Here is an 18,812-nt window from a genome sequence, read left to right as displayed (position 1 = left end):
CCGCGCTCCGGCGGGTACGGCGTTCGGACGAACACCCTAGCAGCGGTCAGTAGCAGAGCTTCGACTCGTGCGCGGCATGACCGCTCGGCTCCAGCTGGAACGTGCAGTGCTCGACGTCGAAGTGGTCGCCCAGGCAGCCCTGGAGTTCGTGCAGCAGCTTCTCGTGCCCCACCGAATCGAGCGCCTCCTGGTGCACCACCACATGGGCCGACAGCACCGGCATCCCGGACGTGATCGTCCACGCGTGCAGGTCATGGACGTCCTCCACACCCGGCAGCGCCAGTATGTGGGCCCGTACCTCCGCCATGTCCACGCCCTTGGGGGCGGCCTCCAGCAGCACGTCGAGCGTCTCGCGCAGCAGCTTCAGGGTGCGCGGCACGATCATCAGCCCGATCACCAGGGACGCGATCGGGTCGGCCGCCTGCCACCCGGTGGCCAGGATGATCCCGGCCGCGATCAGCACCGTCACCGAACCCAGCGCGTCCGCCAGCACCTCCAGGTACGCGCCCCGGACGTTCAGGCTCTCCTTCTGCCCGCGGACCAGGAGGGAGAGCGACACCATGTTGGCCACCAGGCCGAACAGGGCGAACGCGATCGCCACCCCGCCCCTGGTGTCGGCCGGGGTGATGAACCGCTGCACCGCCTCGAACAGCAGGTAGCCGCCGACGCCGAGGAGCAGCACACAGTTCGCCAGCGCGGCCAGGATCTCGGCCCGCGCGAACCCGAACGTCCGCCGCTGGTCGGCCGGACGGCCCGCGAAGTGGATGGCGAGCAGGGCCATGGCCAGACCCACCGCGTCGGTCGCCATGTGGGCGGCGTCCGCGATCAGGGCGAGCGAGTCGGCGACGACCCCGCCCACGATCTCGGCCACCATGACCGCGAGAGTGATCGTGAGCGCGATCCGCAGCCGCCCCCGGTACGCGGCGGCCGCGGTACCGGTCGGCGGCGGACCTCCGTGCGTGTGCCCATGATCGTGCCCTGCCCCCATCGGACGCCTCCCGCTGATCGACGACACCGGCCAGTGAACTACGGGAGGGGGGTACCCGCAAGCCGGTACTGAACACCGTTGTCATATGCCCTGACCTGGGGTTATGCCCGCTGGTCAGGCCGGTGCGGCCACAGCCGGCACCGTCGGCCGGAGGAAGCCGTCGATCAGCGCCGCGCCGCGGCCGCCCGCGCCTCGGGGTGGCGGAGGCACCAGCCCTCCCACGCCGACTCCACCATCTCGCGCACGCCGAGCGACGCCCGCCAGCCCAGCTCCCCGTTGATCCGCCCGACCGACGCGACCGCCTTCGCCGCGTCCCCCGGCCGCCGCGCCTCCACCACCGGCTCCAGACCGTGGCCGGTGACCTCGGCCACCACGTCGGCGAGCTGCCGCACGGACACGCCCTCGCCCCGGCCGACGTTCAGCGTCAGGTCGCCCCGCCGCTCGCCCAGGCGGCGGGCGACGGCGAGGTGCGCGTCCGCGACGTCGGCGACATGGATGTAGTCGCGTACGCAGGTGCCGTCCGGCGTCGGATAGTCGTCACCGAAGATCCGGGGGGCCTCCCCGCGCGTGATCCGGTCGAAGAACATCGGGATGATGTTGAACACCCCGACGTCCGCCAGCTCCGGCCGCACGGCCCCGGCCACGTTGAAGTAACGGAGGCACGCCGTCGCCATGCCGTGCGCCCGGCCGGTCGCCCGGACCAGCCACTCGCCGGCCAGCTTGGTCTCGCCGTACGGATTGATCGGCACCGCCGGAGCGTCCTCGGCGATCAGCTCCACGTCCGGTACGCCGTAGACGGCGGCCGAGGAGGAGAAGAGGAACCGTTCGACACCGGCGGCGACCACGGCCTCCAGCAGCACGGTCAGCCCGTGCACGTTCTCGCGGTAGTAGCGCAGCGGCTGCTCGACCGACTCCCCGACCTGCTTCTTCGCCGCGAGATGCACCACACCGGTCACCCCGTGCCCGGCCAGCGTCCGGTCCACCAGGTCGCGGTCGCCGAGCGACCCCCGCACCAGCGGGACGTCCGCCGGCAGCCGCTCCGGGACGCCCGAGGAGACGTCGTCCAGGACGACCACCCGCTCGCCCGCCTCCGTCATCGCCCGTGCCACATGGGCGCCGATGTATCCCGTACCGCCTGTGATCAACCACGTCATGGCGGCCAGCCTATGCGGTGGTCGGAGGGCGGTTTGTGGGGCGAGGTGCCCATCGACCATGATGATCGCGTCCTGGCGGACGGCCGCCGGGTGCCGGGAAACCTCAGTGAACTCGCGCTTCCGTTCATCCGATAGCCTCTGCCGACGTGCCGCCGCCCGTGACCGGGCCGAGCCGCCGTGCACCAGCCCCGTTCAGCTCCAAGGAGTGAGTTCGTCTGTCGACCGCCATCCTCACCGGTCCTCCGGTACCCGGATCGCCGCTCGAGGGCGATCTGCGGTCGCTGGGCTTCGACGTCCGGATCGCCGCCGACGAGCGGGAGACGGCCGCGCTGCTCGCCGCCGTCCCGGCCGCGGAGCGCGTCGCGGTCGTCGACCCGCGCTTCGTGGGCCACGTCCACGCGCTGCGGCTCGCCCTGACGGACCCCCGCTTCCCCGCCGCGACCGCCCCGGGCGCCCTCACGGCCCAGCCGGAGGCACGCCCCGCCCTGGTCCGCGCGCTCACGGCCGGCCCGGACGCCCCGGACCGGTCCGCCCCGACTCCGGCCACCGGCGCGACCGCCGCAACCGGCCCGGCGACCCCCACCGGTCCCGACGCCACCGGCCCGGAGACCGCCCCCGGCACCACCGCCCCCAGCACCACCGGCCCCGACGCCACCGGCCCGGAGGCCGCCCCCGGCACCACCGCCCCCGGGGCGGCGCCCGTACGGGCGGCCGGCGGGGAGCCGCGGCCGCTGCCCGACCTCCTGGCCGACGCCCTGAGCGCCGAGGGCGTGGCCGTGCACCGGCCCGAGCTCGGGTCGCTGGTCGCCGCCGTGCCGGCCGACCCGCAGAGCCGCAAGGAGACCCGGGACGCCGTCGCGGCCGTCGACGACGAGGCCGTGCGCCTCCGCTCCGCCGTGAAGGCACGCGACGGCTTCTTCACCACCTTCTTCATCAGCCCCTACTCGCGCTACATCGCCCGCTGGTGCGCCCGCCGGGGCCTCACGCCCAACCAGGTCACCACCGCCTCCCTCCTCACCGCGCTCGTCGCGGCCGGATGCGCGGCGACCGGCACCCGCGGCGGGTACGTCGCCGCCGGCCTGCTCCTCCTCTTCTCCTTCGTCCTGGACTGCACCGACGGGCAGCTCGCCCGCTACTCGCTCCAGTACTCGACCATGGGCGCCTGGCTCGACGCGACGTTCGACCGGGCCAAGGAGTACGCCTACTACGCGGGCCTCGCCCTCGGCGCCGCACGCGGCGGGGACGACGTATGGGCCCTGGCCCTCGGCGCGATGGTCCTCCAGACCTGCCGCCACGTCGTGGACTTCTCCTTCAACGAGGCCAACCACGACGCCACCGCGAACACCAGCCCCACCGCCGCCCTGTCGGACAAGCTCGACAGCCGGGGCTGGACGGTCTGGGTGCGCCGGATGATAGTCCTGCCCATCGGAGAACGCTGGGCCATGATCGCCGTCCTGACGGCCGTCACCACCCCCCGCGTCGTCTTCTGGGCCCTGCTGATCGGCTGCGCCTTCGCCGCCTGCTACACCACCGCCGGCCGCCTGCTGCGCTCCCTCACCCGCAAGGCCCGCCGCACCGACCGGGCCGCCCGCGCCCTGGCCGACCTCGCCGACTCGGGCCCGCTGGCCCAGGGCTTCGCCGCGGCGTTCCGGAACGCCCCCCGGACCCTTGTGCCCGTCACCGCCCTGGCCGGCGCCGCGGCCGTCGTCGCCACCGCCGCCCTCACCCCGTTCGGCGGCCCCTGGCCCGTCGTCGCCGCCCTCGGGTACGCGCTGACGTCCGGCATCGCCGTCGCCCGCCCCCTCAAGGGCGCCCTCGACTGGCTCGTCCCGCCCGTCTTCCGGGCCGCCGAGTACGTCACGGTCCTGGTCCTGGCCGCCCGCTCGGACGCCCCGCAGGCCCTCCCCGCCGCATTCGGCCTGGTGGCGGCCGTCGCCTACCATCACTACGACACGGTCTACCGCATCCGCGGGGGCACCGGCGCGCCGCCCGCGTGGCTGGTGCGGACGATCGGCGGCCACGAGGGCCGCACGCTGGTGGTGGCGGTCCTCGCCGCGGTCCTGGCGTCCGGGAACGGCTTCACCCTCGCGCTCACCGCCCTCGCGGTGGCCGTCGCACTGGTCGTGCTCGTGGAGTCCATCCGCTTCTGGGTGTCCTCCGGAGCGCCCGCGGTACACGACGAAGGAGAACCCGCATGATCGGCCTTGTACTGGCAGCCGGTGCCGGACGGCGTCTGCGCCCCTACACCGACACGCTCCCGAAGGCCCTCGTGCCGGTGGACCCCGCCGGGACCGGCGAGAAGACGGTCCTCGACCTCACCCTCGCCAACTTCGCCGCCGTCGGCCTCACCGAGGCCGCCGTCGTCGTCGGCTACCGCAAGGAAGCGGTCTACGCGCGCAAGGCCGAGCTGGAGGCCACGTACGGGCTGAAGCTCACGCTCATCGACAACGACAAGGCCGAGGAGTGGAACAACGCCTACTCCCTGTGGTGCGCCCGTGACGTGCTGAAGCGCGGCGTGATCCTCGCCAACGGCGACACCGTGCACCCGGTCTCCGTCGAGCGGACCCTGCTCGCCGCCCGCGGCGACGGCCGGCGGATCATCCTCGCCCTCGACACGGTGAAGAAGCTCGCCGACGAGGAGATGAAGGTCATCACCGCCGACGGCCAGGGTGTCCGGCGGATCACCAAGCTGATGGACCCCGCCACCGCCACCGGCGAGTACATCGGCGTCACCCTCATCGAGCCCGAGGCCGCCGAGGCCCTCGCGGACGCGCTGAAGGCCACCTTCGAGCGCGACCCGGACCTCTACTACGAGGACGGCTACCAGGAGCTCGTCCACCGCGGCTTCCAGATCGACGTGGCACCCATCGGCGACGTCAAGTGGGTCGAGATCGACAACCACGACGACCTCGCGAAGGGCCGTGAGATCGCGTGCCTGTACTGACCCGGCTCATCCCCTCACCCGTCGTCGTCGACATCGCGTGCGGGGCGATGGACGACCTGGCCGGCCTCCTGGCCGACCAGCGGATCTCCGCCTCCGGCAAGCTGGCCATGGCGATCAGCAACGGCTCCGGCCAGGCGCTGCGCGAGAAGCTCGCGCCGCTGCTGCCGGACGCCGACTGGTACCCGGTCGCCGACGGCAGCATCGACTCCGCCGTCCGCCTCGCCGACGCCATAAAGGGCAAGCGCTACGACGCCGTGGTCGGCCTCGGCGGCGGCAAGATCATCGACGTGGCGAAGTACGCCGCGGCGCGGGTCGGCGTGCCCATGGTGTCGGTCGCGACCAACCTGTCGCACGACGGCATCTGCTCGCCGGTCTCCACCCTCGACAACGACAACGGCCGCGGCTCCTACGGCGTCCCCTCGCCGATCGCCATGGTCATCGACCTCGATGTGATCCGCGAGGCCCCCGCGCGGTTCGTCCGCTCCGGCATCGGCGACGCGATCTCAAACATCTCCGCCATCGCCGACTGGGAGCTCTCCCACCGGCACACGGGCGAGCAGGTCGACGGCCTGGCCGCCGCCATGGCCCGTACGGCGGGCGAGGCCGTCCTGCGCCACCCCGGGTCCGTGGCGGACGACGAGTTCCTCATCGTGCTGGCCGAGGCCCTCGTCCTGACCGGTATCGCCATGTCGATCAGCGGCGACACCCGGCCGGCGTCCGGCGCCTGCCACGAGATCTCCCACGCCTTCGACCTGCTGCACCCGGCGCGCGCCGCGCTCCACGGCGAGCAGGTCGGACTCGGCGCCGCCTTCGCGATGCACCTGCGCGGCGCCCACGAGGAGTCCGGGCTCTTCGCCGAGGTCCTCCGCCGGCACGGCCTGCCGGTCCTGCCCGACGAGATCGGGTTCACCCCGGAGGAGTTCGTCGCGGCGGTGGAGTACGCACCGCAGACCCGCCCCGGCCGCTTCACCATCCTCGAGCACCTCGACCTGTCCACCGACCAGATCAGGGACGCGTACGCCGACTATGCCCAGACCATCCGTAGCTGAACTCCGCCCGGTCGTCCATCCGGCGGGAGTGAAGGACCGTCGCAGCGGCGAACACTGGGGCGGCCGCCTGTACATGCGCGAGATCTCCCTGCGCATCACCCGTCTCCTGGTCACCACCCGGGTCACCCCGAACCAGCTCACGTACGTGATGACGCTCGCGGGCGTCCTCGCCGCCCCCGCCCTGCTGATCCCCGGCATCCCCGGGGCGCTGCTCGGCGCGCTCATGGTCCAGCTCTACCTGCTGCTCGACTGCGTCGACGGTGAGGTCGCCCGCTGGAAGAAGCAGTTCTCCCTGGGCGGGGTCTACCTGGACCGGGTGGGCGCCTACCTGTGCGACGCGGCGGTGCTGACCGGTTTCGGCCTGCGCGCCGCCGACCTGTGGGGCAGCGGCCGGATCGACTGGCTGTGGGCCTTCCTCGGCACCCTCGCCGCGCTCGGCGCCATCCTGATCAAGGCCGAGACCGACCTGGTCGGTGTCGCCCGGCACCAGGGCGGCCTGCCGCCGGTCGCGGAGTCTGCCGCCGAGCCCCGCTCGTCCGGCATGGCGCTGGCCCGCAAGGCCGCCGCGGCGCTGAAGTTCCACCGGCTCGTCCTCGGCATCGAGGCGTCGCTGCTCATCGTGGTCCTGGCGGTCCTGGACACGGTCCGGGGCGACCTGTACTTCTCCCGCCTGGGCGTCGCCGTGCTGGCCGGCATCGCGCTGCTGCAGACGGTGCTGCACCTCGTGTCCATCCTCGCGTCGAGCAGGCTGAAGTGAGGACGCCGATGAAACTGGGCGCCGTCATCATCACCATGGGCAACCGCCCGGACGACCTCCGGGCGCTCATCGAGTCCGTCCGCGAGCAGGACGGCGACCCGGTCGAGATCGTCGTCGTCGGCAACGGCGCCCCCGTCACGGGCGTCCCCGACGGCGTGCGCACCGTCGACCTCCCGGAGAACCTGGGCATCCCCGGCGGCCGCAACGCCGGCATCGAGGCCTTCGGTCCCGGCGGCACCGACGTGGACGCCCTGCTGTTCCTCGACGACGACGGTCTGCTGCCGAACCCCGACACGGCCGAGCTGGTCCGCCAGGCGTTCACCGCCGACCCGCGGCTGGGGATCATCAGCTTCCGCATCGCCGACCCGGACACCGGTGTCACCCAGCGCCGGCACGTGCCGCGGCTGCGTGCCTCCGACCCGATGCGCTCCTCGCGGGTGACGACCTTCCTCGGCGGCGCGAACGCCGTCCGCACGAAGGTGTTCGCCGAGGTCGGCGGGCTGCCGGACGAGTTCTTCTACGCGCACGAGGAGACCGATCTCGCCTGGCGGGCGCTCGACGCCGGCTGGCTGATCGACTACCGGGCGGACATGGTCCTGTTCCACCCCACGACCGCCCCCTCCCGGCACGCCGTCTACCACCGCATGATCGCCCGCAACCGCGTCTGGCTGGCCCGCCGCAATCTGCCCGCGCCCCTGGTACCCGTGTACCTGGGCGTCTGGCTGCTGCTCACGCTGGCCCGGCGCCCGTCGGTGCCGGCGCTCAAGGCCTGGTTCGGCGGGTTCCGGGAGGGCTGGACCTCTCCGTGCGGGCCGCGCCGGCCCATGAGGTGGCGTACGGTGTGGCGCCTGACGAGACTGGGCCGCCCGCCCGTCATCTGACAAGCTCGGAATCCGACACGCTCGTCACCGACGAGCACGGGGCACCCGGGGCCCGGCCGCCACCTGACCCGCCCGCCCCCCATCTGCCGCGCATCTGGACACGAAAGTTTCAGCCTGTGAGTGAGACAACCCATGACGGAGCGATCGCCGTGACCGCCCCGCCATCCGTGGACGCGGGCCTGTCCCCGGCGGAGCTCGCCGCCAAGTACGGCCTGTCGGTCAGTGGTGCCCGGCCCGGCCTGGCCGAGTACGTCCGTCAGCTGTGGGGCCGCCGGCACTTCATCCTGGCGTTCTCCCAGGCGAAGCTCACGGCGCAGTACAGCCAGGCCAAGCTCGGCCAGCTCTGGCAGGTGGCGACCCCGCTGCTCAACGCGGCGGTCTACTTCCTCATCTTCGGCCTGATCCTGAACGCCGGCCGGGGCATGGACAAGGAGGTCTACATCCCGTTCCTGGTGACGGGTGTCTTCGTGTTCATGTTCACCCAGACCTCCGTGATGTCCGGGGTCCGGGCGATCTCCGGGAACCTGGGGCTGGTGCGGGCGCTGCACTTCCCGCGCGCCTCCCTGCCCGTCTCCTTCGCGCTCCAGCAGCTCCAGCAGCTCCTGTTCTCGATGATCGTGCTGTTCGTCATCGCGGCGGTGTTCGGCAGCTACCCCTCGCTCGCCTGGCTGCTGATCGTCCCGGCACTGGCGCTCCAGTTCCTCTTCAACGTCGGCCTGTCGCTGATCATGGCCAGGCTCGGCAGCAGGACGCCCGACCTCGCGCAGTTGATGCCCTTCATCATGCGCACCTGGATGTACGGCTCGGGCGTCATGTTCTCCATCCCGATCATGCTCAAGGACAAGCCGGCCTGGATCGCGGACGTCCTGATGTACAACCCGGCGGCGATCTACATGGACCTCATCCGGTTCGCGCTGATCGACGGGTACGGCTCGGAGAACCTGCCCGCGCACGTCTGGCCGGCCGCCCTGCTGTGGGCCGTCCTGGTCGGCGCGGCGGGCTTCGTGTACTTCTGGAAGGCAGAGGAGCGGTACGGCCGTGGCTGAGCACACCGAGGACGTCACCGCGGCGGCCGTGGCCGGCGGCGCGCGGATCCCCACCGTCATCGCGGACGACGTGCACATCGTGTACCGCGTCAACGGCGGCGGGGGCGGGAAGGGCAGCGCCACCGCGGCGCTCAGCCGGATCCTGCGCCGCGACACGGGCGAGTCCCGCGGGGTGCGCAAGGTGCACGCCGTCCGGGGTGTGTCCTTCACCGCGTACCGGGGCGAGGCCATCGGCCTCATCGGCACCAACGGATCGGGGAAGTCGACCCTGCTGAGGGCCATCGCGGGCCTGCTGCCCACCGAGTCGGGCAAGGTCTACACCGATGGCCAGCCCTCGCTGCTGGGGGTCAACGCGGCGCTGATGGGCGACCTCACCGGTGAGCGCAACGTGATCCTGGGCGGTCTGGCCATGGGCATGTCGCGCGAGGAGATCCGGGAGCGCTACCAAGACATCGTCGACTTCTCCGGCATCAACGAGAAGGGCGACTTCATCACCCTGCCGATGCGGACGTACTCCTCCGGCATGGGCGCCCGGCTGCGCTTCGCCATCGCCGCCGCCAAGAACCACGACGTCCTGATGATCGACGAGGCGCTGGCCACGGGTGACCGCAAGTTCCAGATCCGCTCCGAGGAGCGCATCCGCGAGCTGCGCAAGGAGGCCGGCACGGTCTTCCTGGTCAGCCACAGCAACAAGTCGATCAGGGACACCTGTGACCGCGTCCTGTGGCTGGAGAAGGGCGAGCTGCTGATGGACGGCCCCACGGACGAGGTCCTGCGGGCGTACGAGAAGGAGACCGGCAGGTAACCCCGCCGCACGCGGGCACGCGCGGGTCGTACCCGCGCTCCCGGACGTCCCGTTCCGGTCAAGTACCGCCCCCGAAGGGGCGGTTGGCGTCGCGAACGGGACAGTTCGCGTGCGTGTGACACCCCGGCACGGCCCCGGACGTTGTACAACGTAAGCTGTACCGGTGCTGATTCGCGGCAAGTGGGGCGATTTCCCCCTGGGGTCCCCGGGCCGGGGCGGCGGCTCACTCGCGGCACCGGCGGCGTGTCCGAAATAGGATGTTTTGGGTCAGCAGTGTAGAACGGGAGACGTGACGGCAATGACGGTGAATCCCCAGCCCCGCGTCCACGAGGGTCCCGCCGTCCCCGCGCCGGGTCGTCCGCAGTGACAGGTACCCGGCAGGTGCGCCGCGACGCCTCCTCGCGCACCACACTCGACAAGGCCGCGCACGAGAACTTCCCCGTGGCCCCCTTCTTCCTGCCCCGCGCCTGGCGCGGCGACCTGATGGCCGTCTACGGCTTCGCACGGCTCGTCGACGACATCGGCGACGGCGACCTCGCCCCCGGCGGCGCCGACGCCCGCCATCTGGGCGCCGAGGGCGAGACCGACCGGCTCGCCCTCCTCGACGCCTTCGAGGCCGACCTGCGGCGCGTCTTCGACGGCACCCCGTCCCACCCGCTGCTGCGCGCCCTGCGACCCACCGTGCGGCGCCACGCGCTCACCCCCGAGCCGTTCCTCGGCCTGATCGCGGCCAACCGCCAGGACCAGCTCGTACGGCGCTACGAGACCTACGACGACCTCGTCGCCTACTGCGAACTCTCCGCCAACCCCGTCGGCCGCCTCGTCCTGGCCGTCACCGGCACCACCAGCCCCCAACGCGTGCGCCGCTCCGACGCCGTCTGCACCGCCCTCCAGATCGTCGAGCACCTCCAGGACGTCGCCGAGGACCTGGCCCGCGACCGGATCTACCTCCCGGCCGAGGACATGAAACGGTTCGGCGTCACCGAGGCCGACCTCGCCCGCCCCACCGCCGGCGCGCCGGTCCGCTCCCTCATCGCCCACGAGGCCGAACGCGCCCGCCGGCTCCTCGACGAGGGCATCCCCCTCGTCGCCGGCGTGCACGGCAGGCTCCGGCTCCTCCTCGCCGGCTTCGTCGGCGGCGGACACGCGGCCCTGGACGCGATCACGGCCGCCGGACACGACGTACTCCCCGGACCCCCCAGGGCCGGCGGACCGAACCTGCTGCGCGCGGTGGGAGCCGTATGGCGCAGAGCGCGTGGAGAGGGGTGAACGGGACCGTGGAAGGACACGCGCGGATGTCCGCGCCGGTGGCCGCCGCCTACAGCTACTGCGAGGCCGTCACCGGCGGGCAGGCCCGCAACTTCGCCTACGGCATCCGGCTCCTGCCGGCCGAGAAGCGGCTGGCCATGTCGGCGCTGTACGCCTTCTCCCGCCGGGTCGACGACATCGGCGACGGGGCCCTCGGCCCCGAGGCCAAGGCCGACCGGCTCGGCACCACCCGCGACCTGCTCGACCGGATCCGCAAGGGAGCCGTCGGCGAGGACGACACCGACCCGGTCGCCGTCGCCCTCGCCGACGCCGCACGCCGCTTCCCGCTGCCGCTCGACAGCCTCGACGAGCTCATCGACGGCGTCCTGATGGACGTGCGCGGCGAGACCTACGAGACCTGGGACGACCTCAAGGTCTACTGCCGCTGCGTCGCCGGTGCCATCGGCCGCCTCTCCCTCGCCGTCTTCGGCACCACACCCGGCGCGCCCGGCGCCGAACGCGCCCCCGAGTACGCCGATACGCTCGGCCTCGCCCTCCAGCTCACCAACATCCTCCGCGACCTCCGCGAGGACGCCGGGACCGGCCGCACCTACCTGCCCGCCGACGACCTGGCCAAGTTCGGCTGCTCCGACGGCTTCCGCACCGCCACCCCGCCCCCCGGCGCCGACTTCACCGGCCTCGTCCACTACGAAGTACGGCGCGCCCGGGCCCTGTTCGCCGAGGGCTACCGGCTGCTGCCCATGCTCGACCGGCGCAGCGGCGCCTGCGTCGCCGCCATGGCCGGCATCTACCACCGTCTCCTCGACCGCATCGAACGCGACCCCCGGGCCGTGCTGCGCGGTCGTGTCTCCCTGCCCGGACACGAGAAGGCGTACGTCGCCGTCCGCGGCCTCTCCGGCCTCGACGCCCGCACCGCCTCCCGGCAGCGGACCAGGAGGCGCGCCTAGATGGCCACCATGCCGGACACCCGGCGCGCGAACCGGCACAATCGGCGCGCAACCCTCCGCCACCGCACCGCGTCCCGGACTGCGACGACCCGACGGGAGACCGCATGAGCGACGACGACCCGACACCGGGCGCTGCCGCGCGGCGGCACGCCGTGGTCGTCGGCGGCGGCCTCGCCGGCATCACCGCCGCCCTGCGCCTGGCCGACTCCGGACTGCGCGTCACCCTCCTCGAAGGCCGGCCCCGCCTCGGCGGCCTCGCGTTCTCCTTCAAGCGCGGCGACCTCACCGTCGACAACGGCCAGCACGTCTACCTCCGCTGCTGCACCGCCTACCGCTGGTTCCTCGACCGCGTCGGCGGCAGCCACCTCGCGCCCCTCCAGGACCGCCTCGACGTCCCGGTCCTCGACGTCGCCCACCCCCGCGGCCCCCGCCTCGGCCGGCTGCGCCGCACCGCCCTGCCCGTACCGCTCCACCTCGCCGCCAGCCTCGCCGGCTACCCGCACCTCTCGCTCCCCGAGCGCGCCGCCGTCGGCCGCGCCGCCCTCGCCCTCAAGAGGCTCGACCCGGCCGACCCCGCCCTCGACGGCATCGACTTCGCCACCTGGCTCACCCGCCAGGGCCAGTCCGCGCGCTCCGTCGAAGCCCTGTGGGACCTGATCGGCGTCGCCACCCTCAACGCCACCGCCCCGCACTCCTCCATGGGCCTGGCCGCCATGGTCTTCAAGACCGCCCTGCTCACCGAGCCCGGCGCCGCCGACATCGGCTGGGCCCACGTCCCCCTGGGCGACCTGCACGACACCCTCGCCCGCAAGGCCCTCGACGCCGCCGGCGTCCGCACCGAACTGCGCGCCAAGGCCACCGCCGTCCTGCCCAGTGCCCACGGCCGCTGGGCCGTCGACGTGCCCGGCGAACGGCTGGAGGCCGACACCGTCGTCCTCGCCGTACCCCAGCGCGAAGCGCACGACCTGCTGCCGCACGGCGCGCTCGACGACCCCGGCGCGCTCCTGGACATCGGCACCGCCCCGATCCTCAACGTGCACGTCCTCTACGACCGCGCGGTGCTGCGCCGCCCGTTCTTCGCCGCGCTCGGCTCCCCGGTCCAGTGGGTCTTCGACCGCACCGACGCCTCCGGCTACACCGACGGCCAGTACCTCGCGCTGTCCCAGTCGGCCGCCGGCGACGAGATCGACGAGCCCGTCTCCGTACTCCGCGAGCGCTACCTGCCCGAACTGGAGCGGCTGCTGCCCGCGGCACGCGGCGCGAAGGTCCGGGACTTCTTCGTCACCCGGGAGCGGACAGCGACGTTCGCCCCCGCCCCCGGCGTCGGCCGGCTGCGGCCGGGCGCCCGCACCAACGCGCCGGGCCTCCACCTGGCCGGTGCGTGGACCGCCACCGGCTGGCCCGCGACCATGGAGGGCGCGGTACGCAGCGGCTTCACCGCCGCGGGCGCGGCCCTCTCGGCCCTCGGCCGCCCCCATGTACATCCGCTCGAGGAGGCGGCATGAGCCTGAGTACTGGAACCAGAGGAGAGACCGTGCCGACTGTGCCCCCGGCGAACCCGGCCGTCGACACCGCGGACGTGACCGCACTGCTGGAGCGGGGCCGGACCATGTCCACCCCTGTCCTGCGCACGGCCGTGCAGCGGCTCGCGCCGCCCATGGACACCGTGGCCGCCTACCACTTCGGCTGGATCGACGCCCACGGCCGGCCCGCCGACGGCGACAGCGGCAAGGCCGTCCGCCCCGCCCTCGCCCTGCTGTCCGCGGAGGCGGCCGGAGCGGCCCCCGAGGTCGGCATCCCCGGCGCGGTCGCCGTGGAGCTCGTGCACAACTTCTCGCTGCTGCACGACGACCTGATGGACGGCGACGAGCAGCGCCGCCACCGCGACACCGTGTGGAAGGTCCACGGCCCGGCGCAGGCCATCCTCGTCGGCGACGCGCTGTTCGCCCTCGCCAACGAGCTGCTGCTGGAGCTCGGCACCGTGGAGGCCGGCCGCGCCACCCGCCGGCTCACCACCGCCACCCGCAAGCTCATCGACGGCCAGGCCCAGGACATCTCCTACGAGCACCGCGAGCGGGTGACCGTCGAGGAGTGCCTGATGATGGAGGGCAACAAGACCGGCGCCCTCATCGCCTGCGCCTGTTCCATCGGCGCGGTCCTCGGCGGCGCCGACGACCGCACCGCCGACGCCCTGGAGGCCTACGGCTACCACCTGGGCCTGGCCTTCCAGGCCGTCGACGACCTGCTCGGCATCTGGGGCGACCCGGTCACCACCGGCAAGCAGACCTGGAGCGACCTGCGCCAGCGCAAGAAGTCCCTGCCGGTCGTCGCCGCGCTCGCCGCGGGCGGGGAGGCCTCCGAGCGCCTCGGCGAACTGCTCGCGGCCGACGCCAAGAACCCCGACCTCGACAGCTTCTCCGAGGAGGAGTTCGCCATGCGCGCCGCCCTCATCGAGGAGGCCGGCGGCCGCGAGTGGACCTCCGAGGAGGCCCGCCGCCAGCACAGCGTCGCGATCGACGCGCTCCACCACGTCGACATGCCGGAACGGATCCGCGCCCAGCTCACCGCCCTCGCGGACTTCGTCGTCGTACGAAAGCGATGACCACCATCAGGAAGCACACCCGCACCATATGAATCGCTAGTCGCCGGCCGGTGCCTCCGCGCACCGGCCGACGGCCCACCCGCAGCCGCAGCACGCCCACTGCACGAAGGGGAAGCCATGACAGCGACGACCGACGGAAGCACCGGGGCCCTGGGCCCCCACGCACCCTCGGCCACCGGGACCACCACCGGAACGACCACCACCACCGCCCCCGGCGCGAGCGACGTCCGGGAAGCCGCCGCGCGGGCCGCCCAGCGCTCCATCGACCACCTCCTGTCCCGCCAGGACGACGAGGGCTGGTGGAAGGGCGACCTGGAGACCAACGTCACCATGGACGCCGAGGACCTCCTGCTGCGGCAGTTCCTCGGGATCGAGGACGAGGCGACCACCCACGCCGCCGCCCTGCACATCCGCGGCCGGCAGCGCGGCGACGGCACCTGGGCCACCTTCTACGGCGGCCCCGGCGACCTGTCCGCCACCGTCGAGGCGTACGTCGCCCTCCGCCTGGCCGGCGACCGCCCCGACGAGCCGCACATGGCGCGCGCCGCCGCCTGGATCAGGGAGCGCGGCGGCATCGCGGCGGCCCGCGTCTTCACCCGCATCTGGCTGGCGCTCTTCGGCTGGTGGAAGTGGGAGGACCTGCCCGAGCTGCCACCCGAGCTGATCTTCCTGCCCCCGTGGTTCCCCCTCAACATCTACGACTTCGGCTGCTGGGCCCGGCAGACGATCGTGCCGCTCACCGTCGTCTCCGCCAAGCGCCCCGTGCGCCCCGCGCCCTTCGCGCTGGACGAACTGCACACCGACCCCGGCGTCCCCAACCCGCCCCGGCGGCTCGCCCCGGCGGGCACCTGGGAAGGGGCCTTCCAGCGGCTGGACAAGGCACTGCACGCCTACCGCCGCGTCGCCCCCCGGTGGCTGCGCGGCGCCGCGATGAACACCGCCGCCCGCTGGATCGTCGAACGGCAGGAGAACGACGGCTGCTGGGGCGGCATCCAGCCACCCGCCGTGTACTCCCTCATCGCCCTCCACCTGCTCGGCTACGACCTGGAGCACCCGGTGATGCGGGCGGGCCTGGAGTCGCTCGACCGGTTCGCCGTACGGCGCGACGACGGCGCCCGCATGGTCGAGGCCTGCCAGTCGCCCGTCTGGGACACCTGCCTGGCCGTGATCGCGCTCGCCGACGCCGGGGTGCGCCCCGACCACCCCGCCCTGGTCAAGGCCGCCGACTGGATGCTCGGCGAGGAGATCGTCCGCCCGGGCGACTGGGCCGTCCGCCGGCCCGGACTCGCCCCCGGCGGCTGGGCGTTCGAGTTCCACAACGACAACTACCCCGACATCGACGACACCGCCGAGGTCATCCTCGCCCTGCGCCGGGTCCGCCACCCCCACCCGGAACAGATCGAGGCCGCCGTCCGGCGCGGCGCCACCTGGACCGCCGGGATGCAGTCACGGGACGGCGGCTGGGCCGCCTTCGACGCCGACAACACCAGCCCCTTCCCCAACCGGCTCCCGTTCTGCGACTTCGGCGAGGTCATCGACCCACCGTCCGCCGACGTGACCGCGCACGTGGTGGAGATGCTGGCGCACGAAGGCAAGGCCCACCACCCGCGCACCCGCCGCGGCGTCGCCTGGCTGCTGGCCGAACAGGAGCCCAGCGGCGCCTGGTTCGGACGCTGGGGCGTCAACCACATCTACGGCACCGGCTCCGTGGTGCCCGCCCTCACCGCCGCCGGGCTGCCCACGACGCACCCCGCCATCCGGCGCGCCGTCACCTGGCTGGAATCGGTCCAGAACGAGGACGGCGGCTGGGGCGAGGACCTGCGGTCCTACCGGGAGCAGGAGTGGATCGGGCACGGCGCCTCCACCGCCTCGCAGACGGCGTGGGCGCTGCTGGCCCTGCTGGCGGCCGGGGAGCGGGCGTCCGGGGCCGTGGAGCGCGGCGTGCGGTGGCTCACCGCGACGCAGCGGGAGGACGGATCCTGGGACGAGCCGTACTTCACCGGCACCGGCTTCCCCTGGGACTTCTCCATCAACTACCACCTCTACCGGCAGGTGTTCCCGCTGACCGCGCTCGGCCGGTACGTCAACGGCGGACCGGTGGTCGGCCGGCTCGGCGAGGGGGCGTGATGGCGGCTGGGCGGGAGCCCTCCGGTTCCGCCTCCGCGCCCGGCCCCGTACCCGCCCCGGCCGGGGCGCCGATGCTCATCGCCTGCGCGCTCGGCATCGAGCAGCTCGCGCTGCGCAGCGGGCGCCGCCGCCACGGCTCGGCGTCACCCGGCCCGGTCACCGTGCTCCGTACGGGCATGGGCCCCGCGAACGCCCAGCGGGCCGTCACCCGGGCGCTGGAGGGCGGCGACCTGCGGGGCGCCGCGGTCGTCGCGTCCGGCTTCTGCGCCGGACTGGAGCCCGGCATGCACCCGGGCGACCTGGTGGTCGCCGACGAGACCCGCGGCCCCGGTGGCACCACCCCCTGCACGGGCACCGAGCTGCTGGTCGAGGCCCTGGAGCGGGCGGTCCCCGGCCGCACGGTCCACACCGGCCCGCTGACCGGCTCCGACCACGTGGTGCGCGGCCAGGAGCGCGTCCAGTTGCGCGGCACGGGGGCGATCGCGGTCGACATGGAGTCCGCCGCCACCCTCCGCAGCGCGCTCAGCACGGGGGTGCGGTCCCGCCCCGTCGCGGCCGTACGAGTGATCGTGGACGCCCCCGAGCACGAACTCGTCCGCATCGGCACGGTGCGCGGGGGAATATCGGCCTTCCGTGTTCTTCGCTCCGTGCTCCCCGCATTCTTCGAATGGCACCGTTCTTTGCTGCTCCCCAGGAGGTGAGCCAGATGGCCATGCCGCTTCGCCAGACCATCCGGGTAGGGACGTATCTCTTCCAACAGAAGCTGCGCAAGCGTGACAAGTTCCCGCTCATCGTCGAACTGGAGCCGCTCTACGCCTGCAACCTCGCGTGCGAGGGCTGCGGCAAGATCCAGCACCCGGCCGGGGTGCTGAAGCAGCGCATGCCGGTCGCCCAGGCGGTCGGCGCCGTCCTGGAGTCCGGCGCCCCGATGGTGTCCATCGCCGGCGGCGAACCGCTGATGCACCCCCAGATCGACGAGATCGTGCGCCAGCTCGTCGCCAAGAGGAAGTACGTCTTCCTGTGCACCAACGCCGTGCTGCTGCGCAAGAAGATCGACCTGTTCACGCCCTCGCCCTACTTCGCCTTCGCCGTGCACATCGACGGCCTGCGCGAACGGCACGACGAGTCGGTCGCCAAGGAGGGCGTGTTCGACGAGGCGGTGGAGGCCATCAAGGAGGCCCAGCGGCGCGGCTTCAGGGTCACCACCAATTCCACCTTCTTCAACACCGACACCCCGCAGACCGTCATCGAGGTGCTCAACTTCCTCAACGACGACCTCAAGGTCGACGAGATGATGATCTCGCCCGCCTACGCCTACGAGAAGGCGCCCGACCAGGAGCACTTCCTGGGCGTCGAGCAGACCCGCGAACTGTTCCGGAAGTCGTTCGCCGGCGGCAACCGCCGGCGCTGGCGGCTGAACCACTCCCCGCTCTTCCTGGACTTCCTGGAGGGCAAGGCCGACTTCGCCTGCACCGCCTGGGCGATCCCCAACTACTCGCTCTTCGGCTGGCAGCGCCCCTGTTACCTGATGGCCGACGGTTACGTACCGACGTACCGGCAGCTCATCGAGGAGACCGACTGGAACAAGTACGGCCGCGGCAAGGACCCGCGCTGCGCCAACTGCATGGCGCACTGCGGCTACGAGCCGACCGCCGTCCTCGCCACCATGGGCTCGCTGAAGGAGTCCCTGCGCGCCGCCCGCGAGACGGTCTCCGGAAGCCGGGGGTGAGGTGATGCCGGAACCCGTGGACCTCGGGCTGCCCGTGCCGGTGCCCCGGCCGGCCGACCGCCGTGTCAGTCGCAAGATCCAGGTCGGTTCGGTGGCCGTCGGTGGTGACGCGCCGGTGTCGGTGCAGTCGATGACGACGACGCGGACCTCGGACATCGGTGCCACGCTTCAGCAGATCGCCGAGCTGACGGCGTCGGGCTGTCAGATCGTGCGGGTGGCGTGTCCGACCCAGGACGACGCGGACGCGCTGGCGACCATCGCGAAGAAGTCGCAGATCCCGGTGATCGCGGACATTCATTTCCAGCCGAAGTACGTGTTCGCCGCGATCGACGCGGGGTGTGCGGCGGTGCGGGTGAACCCGGGCAACATCAAGCAGTTCGACGACAAGGTCAGGGAGATCGCGAAGGCGGCCGGTGAGACGGGTACCCCGATCCGTATCGGGGTGAACGCCGGGTCGCTGGACCGGAGGCTGCTGGAGAAGTACGGCAAGGCCACTCCGGAGGCGCTGGTGGAG

The 18,812-nt window shown here is 72.8% G+C and carries 17 protein-coding genes; 15 read left to right on the top strand and 2 right to left on the bottom strand.

Going from position 1 to position 18,812, the window contains the following annotated elements; genetic code table 11:
• Positions 1 to 46 precede the first annotated feature (46 nt).
• Positions 47 to 988: a cation diffusion facilitator family transporter gene (locus ACF068_RS10940; protein WP_392273891.1), complete on the bottom strand. Its 942-nt coding sequence runs from the start codon at positions 986 to 988 to the stop codon at positions 47 to 49.
• 164 nt (positions 989 to 1,152) lie between these two features.
• A complete protein-coding gene (gene galE / locus ACF068_RS10935) occupies positions 1,153 to 2,142 on the bottom strand; it encodes a UDP-glucose 4-epimerase GalE (RefSeq protein ID WP_392273890.1) in 990 nt (329 codons plus the stop codon).
• A 272-nt stretch (positions 2,143 to 2,414) separates the two neighbouring features.
• Here galE and ACF068_RS10930 point away from each other — a divergent pair, with 272 nt between their 5' ends.
• From ACF068_RS10930 to ACF068_RS10860, 15 genes are all read left to right on the top strand, one after another.
• Complete coding sequence (locus ACF068_RS10930; protein WP_392274357.1) at positions 2,415 to 4,340, top strand: DUF5941 domain-containing protein; 1,926 nt, start codon at positions 2,415 to 2,417, stop codon at positions 4,338 to 4,340.
• Positions 4,337 to 5,086, top strand: a complete 750-nt coding sequence (locus ACF068_RS10925) for a sugar phosphate nucleotidyltransferase (protein WP_392273889.1) — start codon at positions 4,337 to 4,339, stop codon at positions 5,084 to 5,086. Before ACF068_RS10930 ends, ACF068_RS10925 begins: the two co-directional genes overlap by 4 nt.
• Positions 5,074 to 6,135: an iron-containing alcohol dehydrogenase family protein gene (locus tag ACF068_RS10920; protein ID WP_392273888.1), complete on the top strand. Its 1,062-nt coding sequence runs from the start codon at positions 5,074 to 5,076 to the stop codon at positions 6,133 to 6,135. The genes ACF068_RS10925 and ACF068_RS10920 overlap by 13 nt, the downstream gene beginning before the upstream one ends.
• Positions 6,113 to 6,892 carry a CDP-alcohol phosphatidyltransferase family protein gene (locus tag ACF068_RS10915; protein WP_392273887.1) on the top strand — a complete coding sequence of 260 codons (780 nt, stop codon included), beginning with the start codon at positions 6,113 to 6,115 and terminating at the stop codon, positions 6,890 to 6,892. The genes ACF068_RS10920 and ACF068_RS10915 overlap by 23 nt, the downstream gene beginning before the upstream one ends.
• An 8-nt stretch (positions 6,893 to 6,900) precedes the next feature.
• Entirely contained in the window at positions 6,901 to 7,773 is an 873-nt protein-coding gene (locus tag ACF068_RS10910) for a glycosyltransferase family 2 protein (RefSeq protein ID WP_392273886.1), read from the top strand.
• 116 nt (positions 7,774 to 7,889) lie between these two features.
• Entirely contained in the window at positions 7,890 to 8,819 is a 930-nt protein-coding gene (locus ACF068_RS10905; RefSeq protein WP_392273885.1) for an ABC transporter permease, read from the top strand.
• Positions 8,812 to 9,624 (top strand): ABC transporter ATP-binding protein, encoded by an 813-nt coding sequence (locus ACF068_RS10900; RefSeq protein ID WP_392273884.1) that lies wholly within the window; start codon positions 8,812 to 8,814, stop codon positions 9,622 to 9,624. The genes ACF068_RS10905 and ACF068_RS10900 overlap by 8 nt, the downstream gene beginning before the upstream one ends.
• Positions 9,625 to 9,987: 363 nt before the next feature.
• On the top strand, positions 9,988 to 10,893 hold the full coding sequence (gene hpnC / locus ACF068_RS10895; protein WP_392273883.1) for a squalene synthase HpnC: 906 nt from the start codon (positions 9,988 to 9,990) through the stop codon (positions 10,891 to 10,893).
• Between the two features lie 26 nt (positions 10,894 to 10,919).
• Positions 10,920 to 11,840: a presqualene diphosphate synthase HpnD gene (gene hpnD / locus ACF068_RS10890; protein ID WP_392273882.1), complete on the top strand. Its 921-nt coding sequence runs from the start codon at positions 10,920 to 10,922 to the stop codon at positions 11,838 to 11,840.
• Between the two features lie 104 nt (positions 11,841 to 11,944).
• Complete coding sequence (hpnE, locus tag ACF068_RS10885) at positions 11,945 to 13,345, top strand: hydroxysqualene dehydroxylase HpnE (protein ID WP_392273881.1); 1,401 nt, start codon at positions 11,945 to 11,947, stop codon at positions 13,343 to 13,345.
• On the top strand, positions 13,342 to 14,442 hold the full coding sequence (locus ACF068_RS10880; protein WP_392273880.1) for a polyprenyl synthetase family protein: 1,101 nt from the start codon (positions 13,342 to 13,344) through the stop codon (positions 14,440 to 14,442). The genes hpnE and ACF068_RS10880 overlap by 4 nt, the downstream gene beginning before the upstream one ends.
• Before the next feature lie 117 nt (positions 14,443 to 14,559).
• A complete protein-coding gene (gene shc / locus ACF068_RS10875; protein ID WP_392273879.1) occupies positions 14,560 to 16,569 on the top strand; it encodes a squalene--hopene cyclase in 2,010 nt (669 codons plus the stop codon).
• The gene (locus tag ACF068_RS10870; RefSeq protein ID WP_392273878.1) at positions 16,569 to 17,270 is read left to right on the top strand and encodes a 1-hydroxy-2-methyl-2-butenyl 4-diphosphate reductase; all 702 of its coding nucleotides are present in this window, start codon (positions 16,569 to 16,571) and stop codon (positions 17,268 to 17,270) included. The genes shc and ACF068_RS10870 overlap by 1 nt, the downstream gene beginning before the upstream one ends.
• A 5-nt stretch (positions 17,271 to 17,275) precedes the next feature.
• The gene (gene hpnH, locus ACF068_RS10865; protein WP_392273877.1) at positions 17,276 to 18,298 is read left to right on the top strand and encodes an adenosyl-hopene transferase HpnH; all 1,023 of its coding nucleotides are present in this window, start codon (positions 17,276 to 17,278) and stop codon (positions 18,296 to 18,298) included.
• A gap of 4 nt (positions 18,299 to 18,302) precedes the next feature.
• The coding region (locus ACF068_RS10860) for a flavodoxin-dependent (E)-4-hydroxy-3-methylbut-2-enyl-diphosphate synthase (RefSeq protein WP_392273876.1) at positions 18,303 to 18,812 on the top strand (510 nt) is incomplete at its 3' end.

It is taken from the genome of Streptomyces sp. NPDC016309 (assembly GCF_043077235.1).
In the GTDB taxonomy this organism is placed as follows: Bacteria; Actinomycetota; Actinomycetes; order Streptomycetales; family Streptomycetaceae; genus Streptomyces.
The sequence above is the reverse complement of the archived record's forward strand: the minus strand, read 5'-3'. Positions and strand labels throughout refer to the sequence as shown.